The sequence below is a fragment of the Bacillus sp. PK3-067 genome, from assembly GCF_056738645.1.
This window is the reverse complement of record NZ_CP096490.1, coordinates 4,949,746-4,973,857: the sequence shown is the minus strand read 5'-3', so window position 1 is coordinate 4,973,857 and position 24,112 is coordinate 4,949,746. Positions and strand designations below refer to the sequence as shown.

The following is a 24,112-nucleotide window of genomic DNA, read 5'->3' as shown; positions in this document are numbered from 1 at the left end:
ATACTCTACAAAATTCCGCCACTCATACGAAGTATGAATTTGGGGTATGAAATTGTAGTAGGTTTTTACATTGCTTTTGGGAATACAATAGAACATTTTACACCTTGAGGCGTGTTTTGTATCCCATAAGGAAACTGATGTTTATCTAATATTTGTTTCACGATATATAATCCAAGACCACTACCTTGTACTAAACCGTGTTTATCAGGGTTTGCGCGATAGAAAGGCTCAAATAAATGAGCAAGTTTATCTTCATCAATTTGTGAACCTGTATTTAATACTTCTAATGCGTAACCATTTGGTTTTTCATAAAGCTTTATATATACGTGCTGATGGTCAATTGTATAATGAATTGCATTTGAAATAATGTTAAAAATAGCAGTTTGAATAAATTTAGGATCAGCTAAAATTTGTACGTCGTGTTTAATATTAGATTGTACATTTAATTGTTTTACAGATACAAAGTAATCTACTTTCTTCATAACATCCTCAATAATATTAGATAAAGAAATGACTTCTAAATTCGGTTTAAATTGAGGGTTTTGTATTTTGGATAATTCCGACATTTTTTCCGTTAATATGTTAATGTCTTGCATCATCTCGTAGGAACGTTTCAAATACTTATCTCTATCTTTATAAGCTCCAATTCCGTGAATCATGCCATCTAGTTGTCCCATAACGGCTGCGATTGGTGTTTTTAATTCATGGGATACCATAGACATAAATTCTTTACGAGATTGTTCTAATTGTTGTTCCTTCTTGAGCTCATTTCTTAAATCTTGATTGCTTGCATGTAAATGCTTCACAATATTTGGTACTTGTGAAGCAGCTACTTGCAAATTAAAATCTGTTTGATCTGTATTTTTGTTAAGTAGCTTTTTATCTGAGAAATCAAGATTCATAATATCTTTTAAAGCATCGCTCATATATTGAAAAGGTTTGGCAATTAGTTTTGTATAAATTAAAGATCCGAGTAGTGATAATGCAAGCATTGTCGCGCCAATATGTGGAGCTAATTGCTGCAACGCATCTGCTAACTTTGGATTATCATTTGTATCATTTGTTTTACTTGCTGCATTTTGTGTATGTAAGGCATCATTATTAGCGGCTTTCTTTTCTGCTTCTGTAGGCGGATTAGAAGTGCTATTTTTCCCCGAAAGATTTTGTGTATGTTCTTTTGCCTTTACAGTTTGGCTAGGCTGCAAAAGGTGATTGATAGCTGTAGAAAGAGATTTATAATCTATAATAGAAGATTGGAAATTAGAAATGCTCCCCTCTGACACAGCTTTATTTTGCTTCGTTTTACTTCCGTCGTTTTGCTTATCTGAATCGGCCTGTTCTGTAGTCGGCGTTCCATTTTCTTTCGCAAAACGTTCTTTATCGTAGTTTGAAGCTAGAAAGTAAATAATTTGATAAAGACAAAGTGATAAAAGAATACAAAATAATAAGGTTTTGATGAAAATATTTTTGGTGATGTTGTCTTTGCTACGATTCGATTTTGTAGCCAATGCCTTTCACCGTTTTAATATAAGGAATTCCTAATTTTTTTCTTAAGTTTTTAATATGTGTATCTATAACTCTTACATCACCATAATGTTCATAGCCCCATACCTTATTCAACAAATCACTTCTTGATAATACTTTTCCTCGATTTTGCAGTAAAGTATAAATAATTTCAAATTCTTTTGTTGTCAATTCAATTTGATTACCATGAACATAAGCTGCATATGCTGTAGAGTTTAACATCAATTCATGGAATTGTAGTATAGTTGCAGCTTCTGCTTCCTTCGTTGCTGCCCTTCTTAATACAGCCTCTACACGCTTAATAAATACAGTATAATGGAACGGTTTCGTAATATAGTCATCAATACCTAACTCAAATCCTTTAATTTCACTTTCTTCATTATGTAAGCCTGTTAACATAATGATTGGTACATCAGATTGTCCTCGCATAATTTTACAAATACTATAGCCATCTATATCTGGTAACATTACATCGAGGAGGACAAGATCGTATGAATTTTTTTGGAAAAGAAGAATACCTTCTGTTCCAGCACCAACTACATCAACTATAAAGTTTTGTGCCATTAGAAATTCACGAATAAGTTCTTGTATATCTGGGTTGTCTTCAATCACCAGTATATGCGTCATAGTAACACCTCCTAAATAACGCTTTTTACTGCAATATTCGAATTCATCATTTTTCGAGTGACTCAGATTGTTTATACATATAATAAGCCCCCGCTATAAAATAATCATGAAGGTAGCAAGGGGAATAGTTTAGTGTTACTGAATAGTTCAGAATTACAGTAGTTCTATTATAGTATGTATTATAAAATTTATAAAACATTATAACTGTATAATTTTAATATCTACGTTTATCAATGTTTAAATATCAGCTAATCAAATCTATTCCTATTATATATGTAAATACAGTTGTTTTGCTACTGTAAATGAATAAATAAAATAAGCCAAGACATAAAATTCTTGGCTACACATAAATCTTGTTTTTAGGCTATTTTACAGTGACAGTAGCTTGTTGCTGAACGCGCTCAAATAACCAGTGTATATCATTGTTATACATACGAATACAACCAAGTGTTGTCCATTTGCCGATTGCTTGATTATTGTTAGTTCCGTGAATCGCATAAGTTGTTCCGTAAGTTCCTGCCATATTTAATCCGAGCCAACGGTCACCAAGTGGATTACGTGGATCGCCGCCTTTAATTTTGCCTGTATAATAAGGGCGATTTTTAATTTTATTTACGATTTGAAAAGTGCCTTTAGGTGTAGGTGTTGCAGCTTTTCCAGTAGCGACAGTAAAACTTTTTATAAATTTTCCATCCTGATAATAATCCATTTTATTTAACTGAGTGTCTACGATTAATTGATCTTTCGTTGTAGCTGCCTCTGCGCTAGAGAATGGAAGAGTTAAAAATCCTAATGATAATAGTGCGCTTAATAATAATTTTTTCATTGTTATTCTCCTTTTACTATCGTAAGAGTCTTACATACAATGAAGTTGTAATCCTCGTAATGCTTTATTTACATTTTCATCTAATGTTTCAAAGAATGTAGTGATTTTGCTGTTGTGTTTGTTGTTGTTATCAATAAGTAATCTTTCATTTAATAAAAGCTCACCACGTAGTCCAAAACTTTGAACTTGAATATTTAGCTCATCTTCATTTTCAGAGATGATTGGTAAGAAATAATGAAAAGCTTTTGTTGGAATGATGTAGCTTTTGCCAATCATGCTTTCTTGATTTGAATTAATCCATTTTTTCGTGACAATTTTAATATTCTTTTTTGAAACGATAAAAGATAGTGTTGTAGATTTTGTTAAACTTACGTCAAATTCACTTGTTTCACATATTTGTAAATTAAAAACGGTTTCATTTTGATGAGATTCAACATTTGTATTAATAAAATCGTGCATTTTATATGCTTCCATTTCGTATTCACCCTTTTTTCAATTTCGAAAAACGACTTATATTTATTCAAATTAATGCTTAGTCATATATTGGTTAAATTTTTCAACAAATTCCGATATAATCTTACAATACATATATGAAGCTAATATGAAGTTAGTATGAGTTTGTGATGGTTTTTTATTGAGAACAAAATAAGAGAGGTTTTTAGTGCTAAAAAATGGATAAAATCTGCATGTTATTAATGCGCCTTTTCGCTATTTCGACTTGAAAAATGATTTTTACTATTTAATAAAGAACGAAAATCACTAGTGTGACCCTTACAAAAATGTAATAAAAATGTAAGCTATTGTGATAGTTATTTCGACAATTTTTTTATACAATAATAGTAAGAAGTTGTACGTGATTGAAAGGAGAGATGACATGGAATGGATTCATGAATTATTTCAGCAATACGGGTACTATGTTGTACTTGTCGGCTTGCTGTTAGAATATATTGCACTTCCGTTTCCGGGAGAGCCAACGTTAGCATATGCGGGATTTTTAGCACATAAGGGTGATTTAAGTTTACCGATTTTAATTATTCTATCCTTTATTGGGACAAGTGTAGGAATGACGATTCAATACTTTTTAGGAAATAAATTAGGTATGCCTTTTATTCAAAAGTATGGGAAATACGTATTTTTAACGCAAAGAAAAATTGACTTAACGAGAATGTGGTTTGATAAGTATGGGTACTTCTTAATTTTTATTGGTTTCTTTATTCCTGGTGTACGTCATTTCACAGGATACTTTGCAGGAATTATTAATTTACCATTCCGTCGTTTTGCCATTACAATTTATTCAGGTGCTCTATTTTGGGTATCATTCTTCTTAATCGGTGGTTACTGGTTAGGTGGAAACTTACATGATATCTTTGGAGTGCTAGAAGGTCATATCGGTAAAATCATTTTTGGAGTTATTGTGATTGTAGCGGTTACGTTAGGTATTCGTTTCCGTAAGCAGTTAAAACGAGTATTACTACAAAACGCAAGTTAATATGAAATCCATTCTATGTCAGAATTTAGGAAGTCAGTGCAAAAGCACTGACTTTTTTATTTTTAAGACTATGTTTAATGCACATTTTACATTCTTTATAGGAATTTGATACAGGATAAGAAATAAGTATCTTGTCAATTATTATAGTCGTAATGACAATTATAATTGACAAAGATAAGGATATTATTTACAATTTTAATTAAATAAATGAAAAAGAGGGAAGACATGAAGCTTCAAAATCGAGTGAGGGAATTGCGAGCAAAGCATCGTTTATCACAAGGGGATTTAGGGAAAGCGATTGGATCATCACGGCAAACGATTAGTTTAATTGAGCGCGGGGATTATGCACCATCTATCGTATTGTCGTTAAAAATCGCACAAATTTTCAATGTACCGGTGGAGGAAATATTTACGTTAGTAGAGGGGGAAGAGGACGATGAAGAGTAAACGAAAAAAACAATTTGATTCTGTGGGGAAAATAGCATTAAGTATGATGGGTGGCTTTTTAACGTCTTATATAGCTTTAAATTTACTCTCGGATGAACCGAGAAAATTATCATCCAATACATTTATAGGTATATGTACTATTTTTGGAATCTTAATGATGTACTATACTTGGAAGAATACACGTATGTTAGCAGAGGCACGCGATGAAGAAGAGAGCGTACAAGGCAGAAAATTAGGCATTATAAGTATATATTTACGTGTAGGCGATATAGTTACGCAGGCATGGTTTGTATATGCAGTTATTACATGTAGACGTGCACTGTTGCAGGATACAAATGTTTCATTTGCGGTGTGGAATTTAGTAGCTTCTATTGTTTGTTTAACTACTGTAGTAATTATCGGACTTATAACAAAAAAACGTTATAATAAGCTATATCCTGAACAAGGTGTAACGTATATGGAATCTATGAAAATGTGGACGAAAAACGCAGATGAAGGATTAAAGCACATTGTGCATGAGGCTGGATATAAAGCGTATGAATTTACGAATACAATATTGGCATATGTATGGTGGGCTGCCGTTATATATACAGCTGCTAGTGATATCGATTTTGTATTAATTGGCTTAATCTCATTTATTTGGATATTGCATCTCGGGAAGTTCATGTACGAAATGCAAAGAAAAATGATTTATTAAGGGGAGAAAAAGGTGGATATTTTAAGAAGGCCAGCTGGCTCAATGACAGTGGCGCTAATTCTGTCCATTTTATACGGAGTAATCCGAACTGGGAAATTAGAAGTAATTTTGAACTTATGGGCAATAGTTGGAATTTCATTGTTAGTGTTAGCCATTCATGAGCTAGGACATGTAGTATTTGGTGTAATAGGTGGTTTGACATTTAAATTTATGACAGTAGGACCCATTACTATTCAAAAAGAAAAGGGAAAATTACGCATTCGAGAAAATAAATTGTGGGCGTACTTTGGAGGCGTTGCAACACTAGTACCACCTTCTATAGAGACACCGAATCTTTCGAAAAAGTGGGCGTGGCTCACTTTAGGTGGACCGATTACGAGTTTACTATTTGGTATTACTTCCGGTTACATATATATGGTGAGTTATTATCAATATCTTTTATATTTTTCCTTTTTCCATTTTGCAATCTTTGCGGTTACAATTGTGCCGATAAAAGGAATGCTTATGAGTGATGGGATGCAATTTCTTATTTTAATTAAAGATGATGAAAGAGCTAGAAATCACTTATATGAGATTCAAATATCGAGTGAGTTATTTAGTTATAAAAGACCGAAAGATTGGGATGAAAGGTTAGTAGAATTGAGTGAGGAGAAAATAAAAGAGAATAAAGGGATAAGAGAGATAATGAGTAGACTTATGCTCGTCTTTTTTGCTCGTGCAGATCAAGAGGGAATGGAAAGAGCGATACCGTATATAGAACGAATTGTTCAACTACCTGTAACGAAAGAAAATAAGTTTTTCGTTAGTAGTTTTCATAGTTGGTACCTTTTATATAAAGCCCTTTATCAGATGGATAGTCTTTCTTTGCAAGAAGCAAAGGAACATGCAAAGGCTATTACAAAAATGGACCTAAGTGGATATTACCGTACACAAGGAATTATTAGATATGTAGAGGGTAATATGGAAGCGTCCCGTACTTATATGAAGAAAGCCGATCAAGAATTAAAGAGCGCCGAGAAGAGTGAGATGGGATATTTACAATTAGAAAGAGAATGGTTTGAGCAGCTGAAAGAGAGGGTATCTTACGATGGGTGAGGTATCCTCTTTTTTCTATGTCATCTTATGCCGTTCCATAAACAGCCTAGGACGAGTAAAATGAGATAAGAAGAGCAAAGCTTGGAGGAATTCTAGATGGAAATTTTAGCGATTATTTTAATCGTCTTGCTCATTTATGCTGTTTTTAAAGTGGCATATGTAGCATTAAAGATACTCGCGATCTTATTAATTATCTTTTTAATCGTAGAGTTCGGCAGTAAGTTGCTTGGTGGATAGGGTATGTTGTGCGTTTTGAGTGTCGAAGGTTGTCGGTAAATCGATATCTTGTGTCGAAGCGTCGATATAATGAAAAAATCGTTGATATAAGTGGAGAAACGATCGATATATTTGAAAAATCGTTGATATATTTTAGTGAATACGAAGTGGGGTATGTGGAAAAGAAGTTGCCGTGAGGGTAACTTCTTTTTATCGTGATGCGGGGATATGCAAACCAACATAAAAAAGCTGGAAGAGTATCTTCCAGCTTAAGAGTTACTTTCAATTTGGCGACCGCTATCTTCTTCATTGTCTTGTAAAAGGTTGAATACGTCTGCTAGGCAGAATGCAATGAACCAAGTCCATAGACCGTGGAAGAAAGCTGAGCTTAATTGAAGTGGTAATGTATAGTTTGTCATTGAGTAGGAAATACATCCACCAACGATTCCGATCATTGTTAATAACATTGTTTTTTGAGCGTTTTCTTCTGGATTGAAGAGGAAGTAAATGTATCCGCCTAAAATTGAAGCGCTTACAAGTGTTTCGATTCCATTAAAGATGATATTCTCTCCAAGCTGAGTGTTTGTCCAGAAGCAGATTGTTCCGCCGATAATAGCAAACAGGACAGCTATTGTATATCGTATATATTGATTCATATGTTCATCTCCCTATGTAATAAGATGATTTGGAAGTCAAAAAGGTAGGTATAGTATATTGAAGTGAGTTTTAATTGTACGTATCTTTTTATAAAAAGATCATTGAAGAGTAACTAAGATGATCGGTTGTTTAAACCGTTACGTGTATGGTGTCTGAAATATACCCGACTGCTCGTTTCTTTTTGCTTGTAAAATAAGAGAAACTTCCAAGTCTATATACTCTTTTTTTGTGAGTCTGCTTTCATTATAACACATTTAGGGACATAATAATAGAATTATCTGATTTTGTAATAAGTGTAAAAAATAAAAAGCGCAAGGAAATACTATTAACGGTGCAGTTTAGTGGAAGAAGGATTTTAATTTATTATGATGAAATATGTAATCAAGGTGAGATCTAAGAATGAGGCTTAAATACTATAAAAAATGTTTTATAGCATGAATGTAAGGGAGGAGAGCTAACTTGGAGTTCACAACAGAAAGATTAATAATTAGACCTTTTAAGAGTACTGATTTACAGGATGTATTTGCTATTTATAATAGTGATGATACATGTAAGTTCCTATTACATAATAAGTGGACTCATGAAGACATGCAGAAAAGATTTAATAAGAAGTTAGCAAATAATGTACTTACTAAAGAAACAATATTAAGTTTGGCAGTTATATACAAAACTAAAGTAGTTGGTGATTTATCCGTATGGTACACAAATATGAAAGACACTGTTGAGATTGGTTATAGTTTTTCAAATGAAGTAGCTAGGAGAGGTTTGGCGACAGAAGCAGTAAGTAGTTTGGTATTGAAATTATTTAATGAATGTAATTTACATCGTATACAGGCTAATCTTGATGCACGTAATACAGCTTCACAAAAATTGTGTGAACGAATAGGTATGAGAAAGGAAGCCCATTTCATACAAGATTTTTGGAATAAAGATGAATGGACAGATAGTATTGTATATGGAATGCTATCCTCCGATTTGTAGTAATAAACTTAGTGATTTTATTATGCTAAAAGGTACGTTAGTTGAATAACAAAGGGCATAACATATTATATATGACTAATATGTTATGCCCTTTAATTTATTAACCTTTTTATATGCGTTTGAAACGGCCGACAATTTCAACTGTTTCAGTAATGTTCATAAATGCTTTGTTATCCACTTGACGGATAATACGTTTCATTTCGCCTAACTCATAGCGAGTCACGACAGTGTAAATCATTTTTTTCTTATGGTTTGTATAGCCGCCGACAGCGTCTACCATTGTCACCCCACGTATGCCGTGATGTAGTAGTGCGCTTTTTATTTCCTCGCCTTTTTCTGTAATAGTCATTATCGTTAATTTAATATGTTTCGTATGCACAGCGTCGATAACTTTGCTGACTACAAATCGACTAATTAACGTATAAAGTGTAATATCCCATCCGAAAATAAAACCTGCTGCTACAAGTAAGATTAAGTTGAATACAAATATGATTGCTCCAATTGAAACATCTCGATATTTCGCTACAATCAATCCAACAACATCAAAACCACCTGTTGAAGAAGCAAATCGGAATATAATTCCTGAAGCTGCTCCGCAGATAACACCACCGAATACAGAAGAAAGTAAAATATCGTCTGAAACTTGGTGTACCGGGATAATGTTCATCGCTAACGATGACACAGCTACAAAGTAAGCTGTTAAAAAGGTTGTCTTCTTGCCTAAGTAAAAGTGACTTAAAATAAGAAGAGGAATGTTTAGTAAAAAGATAAGTGCACCGATATTGTAGTGCATTAAATAACCGATAATCATCCCTACACCAGCGAATCCACCGCTAATCATATTATGCGGGATAAAAAACATATTCATAGAAATTGCATACAAAATAGAAGCTATAAAAATAACAACCAACTGTATCATAAATTCTAAGTGAAATGTTTTAGCTGCTGGGAAGGATAAAAAGGCGGTGTCGGGAACGTAATCGGCGTCTCCTAGTTGACCCATAGTATGTTTCATCTCCATATTCATTTTTGATTACAAGAAGAGAATAAAGGTTTTTTCAAAAACTGGCAATAGTTTTATTATAATGCAAAAATTTTATAAATTTCTAATAAATCAAGCCTATTCATTGATGTGTGTGAATATGCTAAAGAAAGCGAATACAACGTTTCTTAATTATTGTTTTCTTGAGAAAATATGCAAAATACTTTTTTTGAAAATAAAAGGAAATAGAGAATATTTGCCCGATGTGCTAAAATGACCTTATTAAGGATGTGAAGCGATGGAATTTTTATTGCAGGATGCAATTCTATATATATCGTTTGTAACGACGGCACTTTGTTTATTAGAAGTTTTCTTCCTTGCTAATGTTTCTCGCTTTGTGCGTCAACAAGCATCAAACGGTAGACAAAGAGCTTTTGCGTTAGTTGATACATGTGAAGATAGTGCAGGAAATGTACCGCTATTTTCTATTTTTTATAAATATGGAATGATTCGTTCTGTACGCAGACAAGAATCAAGTGAAGAGAATGACGAGGTCGGTCCGTATACACCAATGTTTCGCTAAATAATTACGAAACATTGGAGGAATGAACATGTTAAAATCATACCGAGCTGTGCTCGTTAGTTTATCATTATTATTTGTTTTTGTTTTATCTGGTTGCAGTAATGCAGCCCCAATTGATGCACATAGTACGGGAATTTGGGATCATTATTTTGTATATCCAATCTCGTTTATGATTCAATTTGTTGCTCATCATATACCTGGAGCTAGCTTTGGGATTGCTATCATTATTATGACGCTCGTTATTCGTTCAGCAATGATTCCATTAGCTGTTTCGCAATATCGCAGCCAAGCGAAAATGAAGAAAATGCAACCTGAATTGCAGAAGCTAAAGAAAAAGTACGGTGATGTAAGCAAAGACCTTGAAAAACAAAAGCAGTATCAAAAAGAAATGTCAGAACTAATGAAATCAGGCGGTTGGAATCCACTTGCTGGTTGCTGGCCATTATTAATACAAATGCCGATTTTCTCTGCTTTGTATTATGCGATTAGCAGAACTGAAGAGATTCGCACATCTTCGTTTTTATGGGTGAACCTAGGACATGCAGATCCATATCATATATTACCGATTATTGCAGCGTTAACGACATTTATTCAGATGAAAGTTTTCCAATCGAATATTACACCTGGAGAACAAGTACAGATGCTAAAGATGCAGCAAATTATGATGCCGGCAATGATTCTATTTATGGGGTTTGCGGCGCCATCAGGACTTGTGTTGTACTGGATAACAGGTAACTTATTTACAATGACACAAACAATTGTATTAAGAAAAATAATGGAACGTGAAGAGTTACAATTACAAAAAGCATAGAGAAACACCGCTCATTACGAGCGGTGTTTTTTTGTTAAATCGTTAAGGAAATGTTAAGAAACCGACATTACTATAGGCATTGTATACGAAAGTGTACATGCATTAGAAATATGAAGGAGGAAATTTCCTATGAAGAAGAAAACAGTTGGTTATTTAGCGATTGCAGGTGCTTTATCATTCGGAATCATTGGAGGAGTCGGCATTCCGGCATTCGCGGCAACGAATACTCCAGCAGTGGATCAGCCTGCAAAAACGGCGAAAAAGGATTTGGATGACGCTACAAAACAAAAAGTAAAAACAATTATGGACGATACAAAGAAACAGTTAGAGGAACTAGGTGTAAAGCTTCCAGAGAAAGAGAAGCGTAAAGACATGTTTGCAGGATTAGATGAACAGGCGAAAGAAAAAGCGAAGTCCATTTTAGAGCAAGAGAAGTCTGGTAAATTAACACGAGAACAGGCAAAAGAAGAATTAACAAAATTAGGCGTGAAGTTCCCGGAAAAGGGTAAGCACAAAGAAATGTTTGCGGGATTAGATGAACAGGCGAAAGAAAAAGCGAAGTCCATTTTAGAGCAAGAGAAATCTGGAAAATTAACGCATGAGCAAGCAAAAGAGGAATTAACAAAGCTAGGCGTGAAAATGCCGGAGAAAGGTAAACATGGAGACATGTTTGCTAACTTAGATGAACAGACAAAAGAGAAAGCGAAGTCAATTTTAGAGCAAAAGAAATCCGGAAAATTAACGCATGAGCAAGCAAAAGAAGAATTAACAAAATTAGGTGTGAAACTTCCAGAGAAAGAGAAGCATGAAGACATCTTTGCTGGATTAGATGAAGCAACAAAAACAAAAGCAAAAGCGATTTTAGACAACGAAAAGAAACAATTAGAGGCATTGAATGTTGATTTACCGCACCATAAGTTTTTTATGAAAAAAGAAGATAAATAATTGATTTATGTATCTTTCGTGTGGGCAACCGGAAGGTACGTGCGAGGACCGATTTCTGTCAGCAGAAATCGGTCCCTTTTAATGATTCAATAAAATTCTTTTCATTGTTAGTATGTATCCGAAGATGCAGTAGAAGATTGCAAAACCGATAAACACTTCCGTATATTGATATTTACCCAATACGTAGAAGGAAACAGCTGGTATAATAGCTACCGCTAAAATGCTATAACCAGGATACTTGTGCCGATGCATGATAGCGAATAGAATAGAGAGAAACGTAGCAATGATACAAAAGACAGCAATCATTATTAGTACACCTCCTAAATGGATTATACCATTTTTAGGGAATTAGAGAAGTTTTGTATGTTCTGTTATAATATAAGAAGAGAAATATTTCCTATGTTATATAAAAAAATATATTGATTTTTTCTAACAATTCAATATAATGAACAATAACTACAAAATTCGACATCAAGAAGTGATGATGAGGACATGATCAATTTTTTACGATTTTCAGAGAGGGAAGCCTTTGGCTGTGAGCTTCCTAATACGGAAAAATGGATTACCACCTCTGAACTGCAGCAGTGAACGAGCATCTAGTAATTGCTTGCCGGCAAAAACCGTTATTTAGACTTGAGAAATTGGTGAAGTGTGTTACTTTACGAATTGAAACAAGGGTGGAACCACGAATACAACACTCGTCCCTTTTTTAGGGAGGAGTGTTTTTTTATTTCATTTTTGCATCACACTAGGATTGGAAGGAGGATACGCAGCATGCATCATGATGAGAAGAACAAAATTGGTTTAACAGTAGCACTTTCTATCGTAGTAGGAACGATTATTGGATCTGGTGTGTTTATGAAACCAGGGAGCGTATTAGATTACTCGGGGAGTTCTAATATGGCCATTCTTGCTTGGGTAATTGGTGGTCTGTTGACGCTAGCAAGTGGTTTAACAGTAGCTGAAATTGGAGCGCAAATCCCGAAAAATGGTGGGTTGTATACGTATTTAGAGGAGATTTACGGAAGTTTTTGGGGATATTTATCAGGTTGGATGCAAACAATTGTTTATGGACCTGCTATTATCGGAACATTAGGTTTATACTTTAGTTCTTTAATGATTAATTTTTTCTATTTAGATAAAGTGTGGAATTTACCAATCGCAATTGGAACGGTTGTGTTCCTTGGCGTTGTAAATAGTATGGGAACAAAATACGGAGGTATCGTTCAAACAATCACGACAATTGGGAAGATGATTCCGATTGTGTTAATTGTTGTGCTAGGTTTCTGGAAAGGGAATAGCGATATCTTTAACGTAGTTGTGCCGATATCGGAAAATCAAAGTATCGGTATGGCAATTTTAGCAACGTTATTTGCTTATGACGGCTGGATTTTACTTGCTTCGATTGGTGGAGAAATGAAGAATCCAACAAAGTTATTACCGAAAGCAATGACAGTAGGGATTTTAATCGTAACGGCTGCTTACGTATTAATTAACTTGGCGTTATTAAATGTATTACCAGCAGCGAAAATTGTAGACCTTGGAGAAAATGCAACAGCGACAGCTGCAGGCATGTTACTTGGAGAATATGGTGGGAAAATTATTAGTATCGGTATTATCGTTTCTATTTTCGGTTGTTTAAATGGAAAGATTTTAACATTCCCACGTATTCCAATGTCTATGGCAGAGCGTGGACAACTTCCATTTTCTAAGTTTATTGCAAAGGAAAGTCCGAGATTTAAAACACCAGCAAATGCGATTACTGTTGAAATCATTTTAGGAATTATTTTAATGATTATTAGTGATCCAAATAAGCTATCTGAGATTTCCGTATTCATTATTTATATTTTCTACGTAATGACGTTTATTGGTGTCTTCATCTTAAGAAAACGTAATAAGAATAAAGAGCGTGCATATAGTGTACCGTTATTCCCAATCGTACCAATCGTAGCGATTTTAGGTTCGTTCTTTGTAATCGGTAGTGCGATTATTAACGATCCAGTAAGTTGTTTCTTATCAATTGGAATTGTCTTTACTGGACTGCCGGTGTATTGGTATTTAAATAAGAAGAAAGAAACAGAATGATGGAAGGGTAGGCGTATAATACGCCTACCTTTTTTACTGTAAAAAAATTATACTTGCGTCCACTTTCTATTTTGGTTACTATAATCGTAGTAACCAAAATAGAAAGCGTGGGGAAAGACTTGAATTTTCGTGTTTATATTTTAGCTATCGCGGCTTTCGTAGTCGGAACGGTTGAGTTAATTATAGGAGGAACGCTCGATTTAGTTGCCAATGATTTAGGAGTATCTATTAGCGCAGCTGGTCAGCTTATAACAATATTTTCGGTAGTATTTGCTTTGTCAGGTCCAGTTTTATTAGCTGTGACAGGGAAGTTTGAAAGAAAAACATTGTATGTTGGAGCATTATCGATTTTCTTAATCGGAAATATTATTTCCGCGTTTAGTGTGAATTACGGAATGCTAATGTTCTCAAGGGTTATTTGTGCGGCGAGTGGTTCATTAATTATTGCACTATCTGTAACACTTGCGTCTAGTGTAGTAGAACCGCATTTTCGTGCGCGTGCAATTGGAATCATTTTTATGGGAATTAGTGGATCACTTGTACTTGGAGTACCGCTCGGTCTTGTACTCGGAAATGCATACGGATGGCGTGCACCATTTGTATTAATTTCTGTGTTAACAGTTATGGCAATAGCTTGTATTTCATTGTTTTTAACGAAAGTACCACCGACATCGGTATTATCAATAAAAGAACAACTTGCTACTTTAAAAGATAAAAAAATTGTAAGTGCACAGTTAACATCATTTTTGTTTTTAACGGGGCATTTAACATTGTATGCATATTTAACACCGTTTTTAAAAGATGTCATGCATGTTGATGCAAACTGGATTAGTGTGTTTTACTTTATTTTCGGAATCGCAGCAGTAATCGGCGGCGGATTCGGTGGCTGGCTTGCTGATAAATGGGGATCGAAGAAAAGTATTATTTCTATCATTATCGTATTTGCGTGTGCAATCTTCATACTGCCATTAATGACATTCTCATTCCCGCTCTTCATCATTATGATGGGACTTTGGAGTATGCTGAGCTGGGCGATTTCACCAGCACAGCAAAATTATTTAATTGAAATTGCACCGGAATCAGCTGGTATTCAGCAAGGTTTAAATAACTCTGCGCTTCATTTAGGAATTGCACTTGGTTCAACAGTAGGCGGAGTTGTTATTGAAAAATCATCTGTTATATATAATGCTTGGGTAGGCGGTGGCTTTATTATATTAGCACTGCTTTGCGCGATTTTCTCGATTATGAGAGGACGCTCTACTCAGTTCGTGAAAGAAGAATCTATCGTTTGATAGGTTCTTTTTTATTTGTAAAAAATTGCAGGTTTTAGTAGGTAAATGGAGAAAAGGGTATATAGCGAGGTGAGGTATATGTATACGAATTTTTCAATTATTGGTCTTCTAATTTCAATGCTTCCGTTGTTTCTTATTATTCTTGCACTTAGATGGGTTCGTTTCATCTATCAAAATTCAGAGAAGCAAGTAGAGCAAAATGAAAAAATCATTGAGCTGTTGATAGAGATAAAGGAACAAAACGAAAAGGAGTCTAAGTGAAAAATTAGACTCCTTTTTATTATTTAATTAGTACCTCAATTTCATCAACAAACTCTTAATTTCCTCATCTTCCATAAAGAGATCGTGGTGCTTCTGGGTGATCTTTGCAAGTGCAACGTCGTGATAGAAAAATTCTGTAAAGAACTTTACGAAAGGTTGTGACATTGTTTTCATCGCTTGCCATGACTCTTGTTCTACGCCAGCAAATAAAATTTCACGATCGTCAACGATAAGTAGCAAGTAGCGCTCTAATGCATTAGGTTCTTCAGCTGGGATTAGAAAATGCATGTTTTCTAAGTCTGTTTCTACTTCTCCAACAATAAGAGATTCAATTTGAACACCTTGTTTTGCTTTTTGTTCTAGTAAAGGGAGATATTCTAAAAGAGTATCATTCCAAGCTGAAATACGGATTGATTCTTGTGCACTTTCAATGAGTTCTTTACTTTGAACTCGAATAGAAGATTGCATTTTTAAGCTCCACACACGGTCATCTGTAAATGATTTTTTTGATATGTTTGTTTCTAGTTCTTTAATATTTGATTGGAATTCTGTCGTTAATTTTTCAATTGCTAGTTTTAGTGGTAATGCTGTATACAATTTTTTCTTTTCTGAAACAGAATCCATTACCATTCCTTTATCGATTAGGCGTGCTAGTACTTCATATATTTTTGCTTTTGGAACACCTGAATGCTTCACAATTGTTGTAGCATCTAATGGTTCATTGCTTGATACGACAACTTCATAAGCTTGGCTTTCATATTGTGAGAAACCGAATTTTTGTAACATAGTTCCCTCCGAACGAATGAGATTATATTTTAAGGATAATGAACTATTTGTTTTTGCACAAGTGGTAGTCCGTTTTCTAATTGTATTAAGGTGAGAATTAATTTCAATTTTTTAATTTTATCTATTATACTTAATATAATGATTAATAAGATTTTAATTTAATGCGAAGGGGATGCTTTGGGGGAAATGTTAAGAAGTTTACGTTTAAAAATTGCGGTAGTGTTTTCAGTTCTTATTTCTATGATGTTCGTAATATTGGGTACAGCTGTGTATCAATTACAGAAAGAAAAGGAAGTGCGTTCCTTAGACGAGTATTCTCAAAATGCGATGGATCTTGTGACAGAGCAACTTACGACATTTGTTCAAAGAACGGATGAAGATATGGGGTATTACGCGAACAGTGAGATGATTCGTAATATACTTCAAGGTGGGGTTACTCCAGAAGAGGAAGCGTTTTTAACGAAAGAGTTTGCGGAGTATAAAAAGAATCATCCTGGTATTTTAGATTTATATATTGGTACGAAAGATAAAAAAACATTAAGTGCCAATCTTGCTGAAGGTGGGCAAGTGCCAGAAGGATATGATCCAACGACAAGACCATGGTATAAAGATTCAGAGGCTGATGTAAAAAAGGTCCATTGGGGACAACCTTCTTATGAAATTGCAACAGGAAAGTTAAGTGTAGGTGTTTCTAAAGCAATTACAGCTCAAGATGGATCTGTATTAGGCGTTGTTGCGATGGATGTATCGCTTGGGACGATTCAGAAGTTGCTTCACAATATTCAATACAATAATGACGGAGAAATGTTTATTATAAATGATAAAAATATGGCTCTTGTTTATCCAGAAAAGATAGGGAAAGATGTTTCTAAAGAGCCGCTTATAAAGAGCTTAAATAAAGAGGGAACAAAATATGCGGTCACTACAATAAAAGGTGAAGATGTAGTTGTTTACAGTCAATCATTTGATACGATGAAATGGACGATAGGAATCTTTTATCCGAAAGAAACGATCGATGGGCTATTAAATAGTACGAGAAATACAGTTATTATAATGGCATGTATTAGTTTATTAGTTGGAATCGTAGCTTCCTACTTGTTCTCAAGAAGATTAGCAAGACCACTGCAACTATTAAAGAATCACGTGCAAAAAGTAGCAGAAGGCGATTTAACGCTGCGAATGAAAGTGACAAGTAAAGATGAAGTTGGAGAGTTGACGAAGCACTTTAATGATATGGTTGAACAAATGAATGAAATGGTAAGTAAAATTAAAAACAGCGTATCAACGGTGCAACAATCAACGAATAGTTTACATTATTTAACGAACGAAACAGTAGCGGCTAGTAGAGAAGTTTCAGGAGCGATGGATGATGTGAGCGGAGGAGCTTCTACTCTTGCGAATAGTGTGGATGAAGTTTCAGCTCAGCTCGAGAATATGGCGGAGTCAGTAGAACAAATGAATAGCTCCGTTGGTGAAATAAAAGGAGTGGCTGGCAAAGCGGAAGAGGCATCTAAGCAAGGATTAAATACAATGAGGAATTTAATCCGTACGAGGGGACAATCATCTTCGATTGTTGTTCATACAGAAGAAGCATCGGATAAGTTAGAACAAAGAGTTGGATCGATTCAAAATGTTGTTGAGCTTATAAAAGGTATTTCGGATCAAACAAATTTACTTGCTTTAAATGCATCGATTGAAGCTGCCCGTGCAGGTGAGCAAGGTAAGGGATTTGCGGTTGTTGCTGAAGAGGTTCGGAAATTAGCGGAACAATCAAAAGAGGCAACCGGAGAAATTACAATGATGATTGGTGATGTACAATTAGAAGTAAAAAGGGTTGTAGAAGTTGTAAGTAAATTGAAAGACATTGCAGATGTGCAAAATAAAGTGACGACAGAGGCGGAAATGGAGTTCCGTACAATTATGTCAGTTGTAAATACGATTAGTACTTCAGTTGAAAAAATTGTAGAAGAGGTACATAACATAGGTTATGAGCAAGGGGAAATTACAGCGGTAATGCATACAATTGCTGGTACGAGTCAAGAAAGTGCAGCTGTTTCTGAAGAGGTACATGCTGCAACGGAATCACAGGTGAATCATTTAGAAAAGGTAGCTCACACGATGGAAAGTTTGACAGAACATATGAGAGATTTAGAAAGATTAGTCGAGCAGTTTAAAGTGGAAGAGTAACATATTAGTAAAATGATGAGGATTTCGGTAAAATAGACAATGGATATATAAGAAACGATTATAGGAGGAAGACTACTATGGCAATTGTTGATGTATCGATTATTCCAGTAGGAACAGGTAATCCAAGTGTTAGTGAATATGTAGCAGAAGTACAAAAGGTGCTAGAGAAAAATGCGGATCGCGTGAAGTATCAATTAACACCGATGAATACAATTATTGAAGGAGATCTTCCTGTCATTCTAGAAGTAATTCAACAAATGCATGAAGTTCCATATACGAAAGGTGCACAGCGTGTTGCAACAACTATTCGTATTGATGATCGTCGTGATAAAGTAAGCACAATGGAGAAAAAATTAAACTCTGTTCGATCAAAATTATAAGAAAAAGCAGCGATCTTCGCTGCTTTTTTCATATAGGAGGTAAATAAAATGAGTGAAAAGTTTAACGAGCAGTTTGATGGTTTACTGGAGAAATATACTGAGCTGTTACTTGGAGAGAGCAATGAAGAGAGAAAAGAACAGGTACAGAAGTGGGCACTGTATTCTTACATAGCTAAGACGATGCCAGCTTTAGTAAAGCATTGGAATGAAACTTATCCAGATGCGAAAGAAGAGATGGTACAGTTAATTACAGATATTAAAAGGCTGAATGAAGAGAAGCGAAATGAGCAATAAAAAAACTTGAGGTAAATATAATCGCAAGTTTTCTGTATTAATATCCTTATATAATTTACATGGAATATAAAGGATTTTATAGGCATGTCGAATATTTTCGACATGCCTATTTTATACCTATTAAACTCCATTTTTCTAAATGTCGAAAAATATTTCAGGTATATTTATAAGCAGAAATATAGGTTTTTAAATGTTTTTATAGTATTTTATAAATTATCTAAATAATTATTTGTATCCAATAATTTTAAACAATGATATAATTTTGAAGAGGGGTAAAAAACAGATAAATTACAGTCATAGGGGTGAATTACATGGAACAATTAATGCGAAATTCGTTTCTTTTCTTATCTAAAAATAAAGCGCTAACAAAACTGGCTAAAAAGTACGGTTTACGCTTTGGTGCAGGTCGCTTCGTCGCAGGGGAGACGATTGAATTAGCGACAGCTGCCATTCAACAATTAAATAAGCAAGGTCTTTGTGTAACAATCGATTATTTAGGTGAATTCGTTGATAATGAAGCGGAAGCAAATGAAATGGCTAACCAATCGATTGAAGCGATCCGTGCAATTGGAAGAGAAGGTCTTGATTCGCAGCTTTCTTTAAAGATGACTTCTATGGGATTAGATATCTCTGATGAAATCGTAATGAACAATATGCGCCGTATTTTAGAAGCTGCAAAAGAAAATGGTGTGTTCGTTACAATTGATATGGAAGACTATACACGCTGTGGTAAAACAATTGATATCTTTAAACAGTTAAAATCTGAGTACGATAATATTGGTACTGTTATTCAAGCTTACCTATATCGTACAGAAAAAGATATTGAGGATTTAAATGCTTATAAACCTAATTTACGTCTTGTAAAAGGAGCTTATAAAGAACCTGAAGAAGTGGCGTTCCCGGACAAGAAAGATGTAGATGACAATTATAAAAAGATTATTAAAATGCACTTATTAAATGGAAATTATACTGCAATTGCTTCACATGACGAAGCGATTATTGAATATACAAAAAAACTTGCTGAAGAACATAATATTCCAAGGAATCAATTTGAATTCCAAATGTTATATGGTATTCGTAATGAGCGTCAACTTGAGCTAGTAAAAGAAGGTTACAAAATGCGTGTTTACGTACCTTATGGAAACGATTGGTATGGATATTTCATGCGCCGTCTAGCAGAGCGTCCAGCAAACGTTGCGTTCGTATTAAAAGGTATGGTTAAAAAATAACCAAGGAGAAAATACTCCTTGGTTATTTTAATTGCTGAAATGCATAATGTGCCATTTTCTTCGTATCAGGATATAGTTGCGCGCGAGTAGAAGATAATACGACGTTAATGACGCGTTTACCGTCTTTTTCATCCACTGTTACGACTGTATATTTGCCAAGTGCTGATAGACCACTTTTACTTCCAATCGCATATGGATCGTCATATAGTTCTTCTCGTCCGTAGTTTGCGATGTTTGGAGAGCGTTCTGAAGTATGTAGAGTTGTACGTGTTGAATTCATATATTCTAAAACAACTGGATACTTTAATGCTTCTTTCGTAATAATAGCAATGTCATATGGCGATACTTTATTTCCAAGTGCATCAGCACCACTTGCGTTCTTGAAAGTCGCATGCTTTGTACCGAGTTCCTTCGCTCTAGTATTCATCATTTTCACAAATTCATTTTTTGATCCTGCAATATGTTCTGCGATGGATTCAGCTATTGGATCTGCACTAATGATAAGCATCAGTTTTAATGCCTCATCACGTTTTAACTTTTCCCCAGCACGAAGTTTAATTTTCTTACTTTGACTTTCTGTTTTAATTGCGTTTTCTGTAACTGTAATTTCTTCATCCTCTTTTACATTCTCTAGTAAAAGAAGGGTTGTCATCATTTTGGCTATACTAGCCGGATAAGAGCGTTCGTCTTCGCGTTTTCCATACAAAACTTCACCTGTGTCTGCATCGATTGTAACTCCATATTGCCCAGTAATATTAGGTTGATCAGCTCTTACAGCTTGTTGCCTTTGTGCATAAGAGAAGAAAATCATCCCTGTAAATAGTGTGGCAATCATTACAATCATAACTATTGTTCGTTTCATTATAATTCCCTCATTTGTTACAAATAAATTGGGCAGAAAAAGCAGCCATTAATCATTATGCCACGTTCTCTGCCCAAAAATATAGCGTTATTTTTCGCCCATATTATGCTTTTTATATTGTTGGTTATTACCTTGGCGTCCTTTTTCAACACCGTGGTTATGCGGACCTGCGTTTCCAGTTACACTAGCTGCACTAATTCCAGCCTTTGAAGGGTTCTTCTTAAGTTTTGCCATATATATTCCTCCAGTTTCGTCAGATTATAAAAAGGGAAAGTGTATTTTAGTGAAGAAAATACATATATAGCATGGGCAAATAAAAGAAAAATATTTATTTCAGAAAATTTTATCAATAAATATATTGCGAAAATTTAAACAGTATCATATATTTATTAGTAGAGGCTCACTCATTGATTGCGACTTATGTCGAAAAATTGAATGAGCATTCATTCAAGAATAGGGGGAGAATTGGATGTTCCAAATTAAAAAGGCTGCTGTTCTAGGTTCAGGCGTAATGGGTTCGGGAATTGCGGCACACTTAGCTAATATTGGTATTCCGACATTATTGCTTGATATTGTACCACCTGCGCTTACGAAAGAAGAAGAAGCGAAGGGACTTACATTAGAACATAAAAGTGTGAGAAATCGTTTTAGTAATACGGCTGTGCAAAAACTATTAAAGCAAAAACCAGCTCCTCTGACAGTGAAAGGAAATTTAGCACTGATTGAAGCAGGTAACTTAGAAGATGACCTTGAGCGTCTAGCTGATGTAGATTGGATTATTGAAGTAGTAGTTGAAAACTTAGATATTAAAAAGAAACTATTTGAAAAAGTAGATGCGGTTCGTAAACCGGGTTCTATCGTAAGCTCGAATACGTCAGGTATTTCAGTTGAAAAAATGGCAGAAGGTCGTTCAGACGACTTCCAGAAACACTTCTTAGGCACACACTTTTTTAACCCACCACGATATTTAAAACTTCTAGAGGTAATACCGACGAAAGAAACAGATCCACAAGTATTAAGCTTCATGAAACTATTTGGCGAAGACGTTCTTGGAAAAGGCGTTGTTATCGCAAAAGATACACCAAACTTTATTGGAAACCGCATCGGTACGTACGGTTTACTTGTTACTCTTCAAGAGATGGTAAAACGCGGCTATAGCATTGGGGAAGTTGATTCTGTAACAGGCCCACTTATTGGTCGTCCGAAGAGCGCAACGTTCCGCACATTAGATGTTGTCGGTTTAGATACATTCGTACACGTTGCAAATAACGTATATGAAAATGTGCAAGAAGAAGAGCGTGATGTATTTAAAGTACCAGCTTTCATGCATGACATGCTGGAGAAAAAATGGCTTGGAAGTAAAACGGGTCAAGGCTTCTTCTTAAAACAAGGAAAAGAAATTTTAGAATTAAATCCTGAAACGATGGAATACGAAGCGCGTAAAAAATTAAAAGCTGCATCCGTAGAGTTAAGTAAACAAGAAAAAGGATTAGCGAATAAATTGAAAGCGCTTGTATACGCAAAAGACCGTGCAGGAGAGTTATTATGGAACATCATTACACCAACTCTTTTATACTCTGCAAAACTTCATAAAGAAATTGCTGACGATATCGTTGCAATTGATCAAGCGATGAAGTGGGGCTTCGGATGGGAGCAAGGGCCATTTGAAGTGTGGGATGCAATCGGCGTTGAAAAATCTGTTCAAAAGATGGAAGAAAACGGCGTAGTTGTTCCTACTTGGGTGAAAGAAATGTTAGAGAAAGGTTTCACTACTTTCTATAAACATGATAACGGCGATAGCTACTATTACGATAATGGCGAATATAAGCTAATCGAGCGTAATAAAAAAGCAATTTCTCTTAAGCAATTAAAAGCGAAAAATGGTGTATTAAAGAAAAATAGCGGAGCGAGCTTAATTGATTTAGGCGACGGCATCCTTTGCTTAGAGTTCCATTCGAAGAGCAATGCAATCGGTATGGATATTACGCAAATGATTAACTACGCTGTTGATGAAGTAGAAAAGAATTATAAAGGTCTTGTTATCGGTAACCAATCGAAGAACTTCTGCGTTGGTGCGAACCTAGCAATGATCTTAATGGAAGCACAAGACGACAACTACTTTGAAATTGAGTTAGTTGTGAAAAACTTCCAAGATGCAATGACGAAAATTAAGTACTCTTCTAAGCCAGTTGTAGCAGCACCATATGGTATGACGCTTGGCGGAGGTACAGAAGTTTGCTTACCAGCAGCGAGCATTCAAGCTTCTAGTGAAACGTATATGGGCTTAGTAGAAGTTGGTGTTGGCTTAATCCCTGGCGGAGGCGGTAATAAAGAGCTATACATTAAACACTTAAACAAAATGGCAAACGGTGTAGAGTTTGATCTGCAAAAAGTTGCAAATAAAGTGTTCGAAACAGTCGCAATGGCGAAAGTTTCAACTTCAGGACAAGAAGCAGTTTCTCATAACTTCTTAGGTGATAAAGATGGTATTAGTGTGAATGGTGATCACTTACTATACGATGCGAAACAGAAAGCACTTGCTTTATATGAAGCTGGTTACAAAGCGCCAATCCGCAAAAAGATACCAGTTGTTGGGGAAACAGGATATGCAACTCTTGCACTTGGTGCAGAAGCAATGCATTTATCTGGTTACATTTCAGAGTATGACCTTCACATTGCGAAGAAACTTGCATATGTCATTGCGGGCGGAAAAGTACCGTACGGAACAGAAGTTGATGAGCAATATTTATTAGATGTAGAACGTGAAGCATTTATTAGCTTAGTAAGTGAGATGAAATCACAAGCAAGAATGCAGCACATGCTTGTAAAAGGAAAGCCATTACGTAACTAATAACG

At 35.0% G+C, this 24,112-nt stretch carries 27 protein-coding genes and 1 other annotated feature; of the genes, 17 read left to right on the top strand and 10 right to left on the bottom strand.

Going from position 1 to position 24,112, the window contains the following annotated elements; genetic code table 11:
• Positions 1 to 65: 65 nt before the first annotated feature.
• The 4 genes from M1D73_RS25755 to M1D73_RS25740 all read right to left on the bottom strand — a co-directional run bounded on the left by M1D73_RS25755 (position 66) and on the right by M1D73_RS25740 (position 3,451).
• The gene (locus tag M1D73_RS25755) at positions 66 to 1,508 is read right to left on the bottom strand and encodes a sensor histidine kinase (RefSeq protein WP_121868604.1); all 1,443 of its coding nucleotides are present in this window, start codon (positions 1,506 to 1,508) and stop codon (positions 66 to 68) included.
• Positions 1,486 to 2,151: a response regulator transcription factor gene (locus M1D73_RS25750; RefSeq protein WP_121868605.1), complete on the bottom strand. Its 666-nt coding sequence runs from the start codon at positions 2,149 to 2,151 to the stop codon at positions 1,486 to 1,488. Before M1D73_RS25750 ends, M1D73_RS25755 begins: the two co-directional genes overlap by 23 nt.
• 364 nt (positions 2,152 to 2,515) lie before the next feature.
• Positions 2,516 to 2,977 (bottom strand): L,D-transpeptidase, encoded by a 462-nt coding sequence (locus M1D73_RS25745; RefSeq protein ID WP_000735063.1) that lies wholly within the window; start codon positions 2,975 to 2,977, stop codon positions 2,516 to 2,518.
• Positions 2,978 to 3,007: 30 nt separating this feature from the next.
• Positions 3,008 to 3,451 carry a DUF3978 family protein gene (locus M1D73_RS25740; RefSeq protein WP_000388769.1) on the bottom strand — a complete coding sequence of 148 codons (444 nt, stop codon included), beginning with the start codon at positions 3,449 to 3,451 and terminating at the stop codon, positions 3,008 to 3,010.
• 400 nt (positions 3,452 to 3,851) lie between these two features.
• Between M1D73_RS25740 and M1D73_RS25735 the strand changes: the two genes are divergently transcribed.
• The 5 genes from M1D73_RS25735 (at position 3,852) to M1D73_RS25715 (ending at position 6,942) form a co-directional block, all read left to right on the top strand.
• Positions 3,852 to 4,466, top strand: coding sequence for a DedA family protein (locus M1D73_RS25735; protein ID WP_000454754.1), 615 nt, complete (start codon positions 3,852 to 3,854; stop codon positions 4,464 to 4,466).
• Positions 4,467 to 4,691: 225 nt separating this feature from the next.
• Complete coding sequence (locus M1D73_RS25730) at positions 4,692 to 4,913, top strand: helix-turn-helix transcriptional regulator (protein ID WP_000776168.1); 222 nt, start codon at positions 4,692 to 4,694, stop codon at positions 4,911 to 4,913.
• The gene (locus M1D73_RS25725) at positions 4,903 to 5,610 is read left to right on the top strand and encodes a DUF3169 family protein (protein ID WP_100655070.1); all 708 of its coding nucleotides are present in this window, start codon (positions 4,903 to 4,905) and stop codon (positions 5,608 to 5,610) included. Before M1D73_RS25730 ends, M1D73_RS25725 begins: the two co-directional genes overlap by 11 nt.
• 42 nt (positions 5,611 to 5,652) lie before the next feature.
• On the top strand, positions 5,653 to 6,705 hold the full coding sequence (locus tag M1D73_RS25720; protein WP_121868613.1) for a zinc metalloprotease: 1,053 nt from the start codon (positions 5,653 to 5,655) through the stop codon (positions 6,703 to 6,705).
• A gap of 96 nt (positions 6,706 to 6,801) precedes the next feature.
• Complete coding sequence (locus M1D73_RS25715) at positions 6,802 to 6,942, top strand: DUF3985 family protein (RefSeq protein WP_086692156.1); 141 nt, start codon at positions 6,802 to 6,804, stop codon at positions 6,940 to 6,942.
• 248 nt (positions 6,943 to 7,190) lie between these two features.
• On the opposite strand, the gene M1D73_RS25710 is transcribed toward M1D73_RS25715, so the two are convergent.
• The gene (locus tag M1D73_RS25710) at positions 7,191 to 7,577 is read right to left on the bottom strand and encodes a DUF3938 domain-containing protein (RefSeq protein ID WP_001077773.1); all 387 of its coding nucleotides are present in this window, start codon (positions 7,575 to 7,577) and stop codon (positions 7,191 to 7,193) included.
• A 460-nt stretch (positions 7,578 to 8,037) separates the two neighbouring features.
• Between M1D73_RS25710 and M1D73_RS25705 the strand changes: the two genes are divergently transcribed.
• Entirely contained in the window at positions 8,038 to 8,559 is a 522-nt protein-coding gene (locus M1D73_RS25705) for a GNAT family N-acetyltransferase (RefSeq protein ID WP_121868606.1), read from the top strand.
• 109 nt (positions 8,560 to 8,668) lie between these two features.
• Here the strand turns inward: M1D73_RS25705 and M1D73_RS25700 are convergent, their stop codons facing one another.
• Positions 8,669 to 9,562: a YitT family protein gene (locus tag M1D73_RS25700; RefSeq protein ID WP_000530044.1), complete on the bottom strand. Its 894-nt coding sequence runs from the start codon at positions 9,560 to 9,562 to the stop codon at positions 8,669 to 8,671.
• Between the two features lie 277 nt (positions 9,563 to 9,839).
• Here M1D73_RS25700 and M1D73_RS25695 point away from each other — a divergent pair, with 277 nt between their 5' ends.
• The 3 genes from M1D73_RS25695 (at position 9,840) to M1D73_RS25685 (ending at position 11,880) form a co-directional block, all read left to right on the top strand.
• On the top strand, positions 9,840 to 10,124 hold the full coding sequence (locus M1D73_RS25695; protein WP_000394926.1) for a hypothetical protein: 285 nt from the start codon (positions 9,840 to 9,842) through the stop codon (positions 10,122 to 10,124).
• Positions 10,125 to 10,152: 28 nt separating this feature from the next.
• The gene (gene yidC / locus M1D73_RS25690) at positions 10,153 to 10,935 is read left to right on the top strand and encodes a membrane protein insertase YidC (protein ID WP_000920524.1); all 783 of its coding nucleotides are present in this window, start codon (positions 10,153 to 10,155) and stop codon (positions 10,933 to 10,935) included.
• A 129-nt stretch (positions 10,936 to 11,064) separates the two neighbouring features.
• Positions 11,065 to 11,880 (top strand): hypothetical protein, encoded by an 816-nt coding sequence (locus M1D73_RS25685; protein ID WP_000730850.1) that lies wholly within the window; start codon positions 11,065 to 11,067, stop codon positions 11,878 to 11,880.
• A 78-nt stretch (positions 11,881 to 11,958) separates the two neighbouring features.
• Here M1D73_RS25685 and M1D73_RS25680 read toward each other — a convergent pair whose 3' ends face one another.
• Positions 11,959 to 12,186 (bottom strand): hypothetical protein, encoded by a 228-nt coding sequence (locus M1D73_RS25680; protein ID WP_000562231.1) that lies wholly within the window; start codon positions 12,184 to 12,186, stop codon positions 11,959 to 11,961.
• Between the two features lie 166 nt (positions 12,187 to 12,352).
• Positions 12,353 to 12,589, top strand: a binding site (T-box leader).
• 65 nt (positions 12,590 to 12,654) lie between these two features.
• Between M1D73_RS25680 and M1D73_RS25675 the strand changes: the two genes are divergently transcribed.
• The 3 genes from M1D73_RS25675 to M1D73_RS25665 all read left to right on the top strand — a co-directional run bounded on the left by M1D73_RS25675 (position 12,655) and on the right by M1D73_RS25665 (position 15,518).
• Positions 12,655 to 13,965: an APC family permease gene (locus M1D73_RS25675; RefSeq protein ID WP_000546311.1), complete on the top strand. Its 1,311-nt coding sequence runs from the start codon at positions 12,655 to 12,657 to the stop codon at positions 13,963 to 13,965.
• Positions 13,966 to 14,072: 107 nt separating this feature from the next.
• Positions 14,073 to 15,257, top strand: a complete 1,185-nt coding sequence (locus tag M1D73_RS25670) for an MFS transporter (protein WP_121868607.1) — start codon at positions 14,073 to 14,075, stop codon at positions 15,255 to 15,257.
• 78 nt (positions 15,258 to 15,335) lie between these two features.
• On the top strand, positions 15,336 to 15,518 hold the full coding sequence (locus M1D73_RS25665; protein ID WP_006918814.1) for a hypothetical protein: 183 nt from the start codon (positions 15,336 to 15,338) through the stop codon (positions 15,516 to 15,518).
• Positions 15,519 to 15,545: 27 nt separating this feature from the next.
• On the opposite strand, the gene M1D73_RS25660 is transcribed toward M1D73_RS25665, so the two are convergent.
• Positions 15,546 to 16,304, bottom strand: coding sequence for a TrmB family transcriptional regulator (locus M1D73_RS25660; protein ID WP_000939481.1), 759 nt, complete (start codon positions 16,302 to 16,304; stop codon positions 15,546 to 15,548).
• 186 nt (positions 16,305 to 16,490) lie between these two features.
• Between M1D73_RS25660 and M1D73_RS25655 the strand changes: the two genes are divergently transcribed.
• The 4 genes from M1D73_RS25655 to M1D73_RS25640 all read left to right on the top strand — a co-directional run bounded on the left by M1D73_RS25655 (position 16,491) and on the right by M1D73_RS25640 (position 20,394).
• The gene (locus M1D73_RS25655; protein ID WP_002204856.1) at positions 16,491 to 18,491 is read left to right on the top strand and encodes a methyl-accepting chemotaxis protein; all 2,001 of its coding nucleotides are present in this window, start codon (positions 16,491 to 16,493) and stop codon (positions 18,489 to 18,491) included.
• A 77-nt stretch (positions 18,492 to 18,568) separates the two neighbouring features.
• Positions 18,569 to 18,871 (top strand): MTH1187 family thiamine-binding protein, encoded by a 303-nt coding sequence (locus M1D73_RS25650; RefSeq protein WP_001018860.1) that lies wholly within the window; start codon positions 18,569 to 18,571, stop codon positions 18,869 to 18,871.
• Between the two features lie 48 nt (positions 18,872 to 18,919).
• Complete coding sequence (locus M1D73_RS25645; RefSeq protein WP_001290594.1) at positions 18,920 to 19,165, top strand: YusU family protein; 246 nt, start codon at positions 18,920 to 18,922, stop codon at positions 19,163 to 19,165.
• Positions 19,166 to 19,476: 311 nt separating this feature from the next.
• Positions 19,477 to 20,394, top strand: a complete 918-nt coding sequence (locus tag M1D73_RS25640) for a proline dehydrogenase family protein (RefSeq protein WP_000436784.1) — start codon at positions 19,477 to 19,479, stop codon at positions 20,392 to 20,394.
• A gap of 22 nt (positions 20,395 to 20,416) precedes the next feature.
• Here M1D73_RS25640 and M1D73_RS25635 read toward each other — a convergent pair whose 3' ends face one another.
• Entirely contained in the window at positions 20,417 to 21,256 is an 840-nt protein-coding gene (locus M1D73_RS25635) for a D-alanyl-D-alanine carboxypeptidase family protein (RefSeq protein ID WP_000831463.1), read from the bottom strand.
• A gap of 87 nt (positions 21,257 to 21,343) precedes the next feature.
• Positions 21,344 to 21,490, bottom strand: a complete 147-nt coding sequence (locus M1D73_RS25630) for a YuzL family protein (RefSeq protein WP_001096344.1) — start codon at positions 21,488 to 21,490, stop codon at positions 21,344 to 21,346.
• A gap of 235 nt (positions 21,491 to 21,725) precedes the next feature.
• Between M1D73_RS25630 and M1D73_RS25625 the strand changes: the two genes are divergently transcribed.
• A complete protein-coding gene (locus tag M1D73_RS25625; RefSeq protein ID WP_000486377.1) occupies positions 21,726 to 24,107 on the top strand; it encodes a 3-hydroxyacyl-CoA dehydrogenase/enoyl-CoA hydratase family protein in 2,382 nt (793 codons plus the stop codon).
• Positions 24,108 to 24,112: the final 5 nt, after the last annotated feature.

Excerpts from the sequence above, each read along its gene's own strand:
- M1D73_RS25750 (WP_121868605.1), bottom strand. The coding sequence starts at position 2,151 with ATGACGCATATACTGGTGATTGAAGACAACCCAGATATACAAGAACTT.
- M1D73_RS25745 (WP_000735063.1), bottom strand. The coding sequence starts at position 2,977 with ATGAAAAAATTATTATTAAGCGCACTATTATCATTAGGATTTTTAACT.
- M1D73_RS25740 (WP_000388769.1), bottom strand. The coding sequence starts at position 3,451 with ATGGAAGCATATAAAATGCACGATTTTATTAATACAAATGTTGAATCT.
- M1D73_RS25735 (WP_000454754.1), top strand. The coding sequence starts at position 3,852 with ATGGAATGGATTCATGAATTATTTCAGCAATACGGGTACTATGTTGTA.
- M1D73_RS25730 (WP_000776168.1), top strand. The coding sequence starts at position 4,692 with ATGAAGCTTCAAAATCGAGTGAGGGAATTGCGAGCAAAGCATCGTTTA.
- M1D73_RS25725 (WP_100655070.1), top strand. The coding sequence starts at position 4,903 with ATGAAGAGTAAACGAAAAAAACAATTTGATTCTGTGGGGAAAATAGCA.
- M1D73_RS25720 (WP_121868613.1), top strand. The coding sequence starts at position 5,653 with ATGACAGTGGCGCTAATTCTGTCCATTTTATACGGAGTAATCCGAACT.
- M1D73_RS25715 (WP_086692156.1), top strand. The coding sequence starts at position 6,802 with ATGGAAATTTTAGCGATTATTTTAATCGTCTTGCTCATTTATGCTGTT.
- M1D73_RS25710 (WP_001077773.1), bottom strand. The coding sequence starts at position 7,577 with ATGAATCAATATATACGATATACAATAGCTGTCCTGTTTGCTATTATC.
- M1D73_RS25700 (WP_000530044.1), bottom strand. The coding sequence starts at position 9,562 with ATGGGTCAACTAGGAGACGCCGATTACGTTCCCGACACCGCCTTTTTA.
- M1D73_RS25695 (WP_000394926.1), top strand. The coding sequence starts at position 9,840 with ATGGAATTTTTATTGCAGGATGCAATTCTATATATATCGTTTGTAACG.
- yidC (WP_000920524.1), top strand. The coding sequence starts at position 10,153 with ATGTTAAAATCATACCGAGCTGTGCTCGTTAGTTTATCATTATTATTT.
- M1D73_RS25685 (WP_000730850.1), top strand. The coding sequence starts at position 11,065 with ATGAAGAAGAAAACAGTTGGTTATTTAGCGATTGCAGGTGCTTTATCA.
- M1D73_RS25680 (WP_000562231.1), bottom strand. The coding sequence starts at position 12,186 with ATGATTGCTGTCTTTTGTATCATTGCTACGTTTCTCTCTATTCTATTC.
- M1D73_RS25675 (WP_000546311.1), top strand. The coding sequence starts at position 12,655 with ATGCATCATGATGAGAAGAACAAAATTGGTTTAACAGTAGCACTTTCT.
- M1D73_RS25665 (WP_006918814.1), top strand. The coding sequence starts at position 15,336 with ATGTATACGAATTTTTCAATTATTGGTCTTCTAATTTCAATGCTTCCG.
- M1D73_RS25660 (WP_000939481.1), bottom strand. The coding sequence starts at position 16,304 with ATGTTACAAAAATTCGGTTTCTCACAATATGAAAGCCAAGCTTATGAA.
- M1D73_RS25655 (WP_002204856.1), top strand. The coding sequence starts at position 16,491 with ATGTTAAGAAGTTTACGTTTAAAAATTGCGGTAGTGTTTTCAGTTCTT.
- M1D73_RS25650 (WP_001018860.1), top strand. The coding sequence starts at position 18,569 with ATGGCAATTGTTGATGTATCGATTATTCCAGTAGGAACAGGTAATCCA.
- M1D73_RS25645 (WP_001290594.1), top strand. The coding sequence starts at position 18,920 with ATGAGTGAAAAGTTTAACGAGCAGTTTGATGGTTTACTGGAGAAATAT.
- M1D73_RS25640 (WP_000436784.1), top strand. The coding sequence starts at position 19,477 with ATGGAACAATTAATGCGAAATTCGTTTCTTTTCTTATCTAAAAATAAA.
- M1D73_RS25635 (WP_000831463.1), bottom strand. The coding sequence starts at position 21,256 with ATGAAACGAACAATAGTTATGATTGTAATGATTGCCACACTATTTACA.
- M1D73_RS25630 (WP_001096344.1), bottom strand. The coding sequence starts at position 21,490 with ATGGCAAAACTTAAGAAGAACCCTTCAAAGGCTGGAATTAGTGCAGCT.
- M1D73_RS25625 (WP_000486377.1), top strand. The coding sequence starts at position 21,726 with ATGTTCCAAATTAAAAAGGCTGCTGTTCTAGGTTCAGGCGTAATGGGT.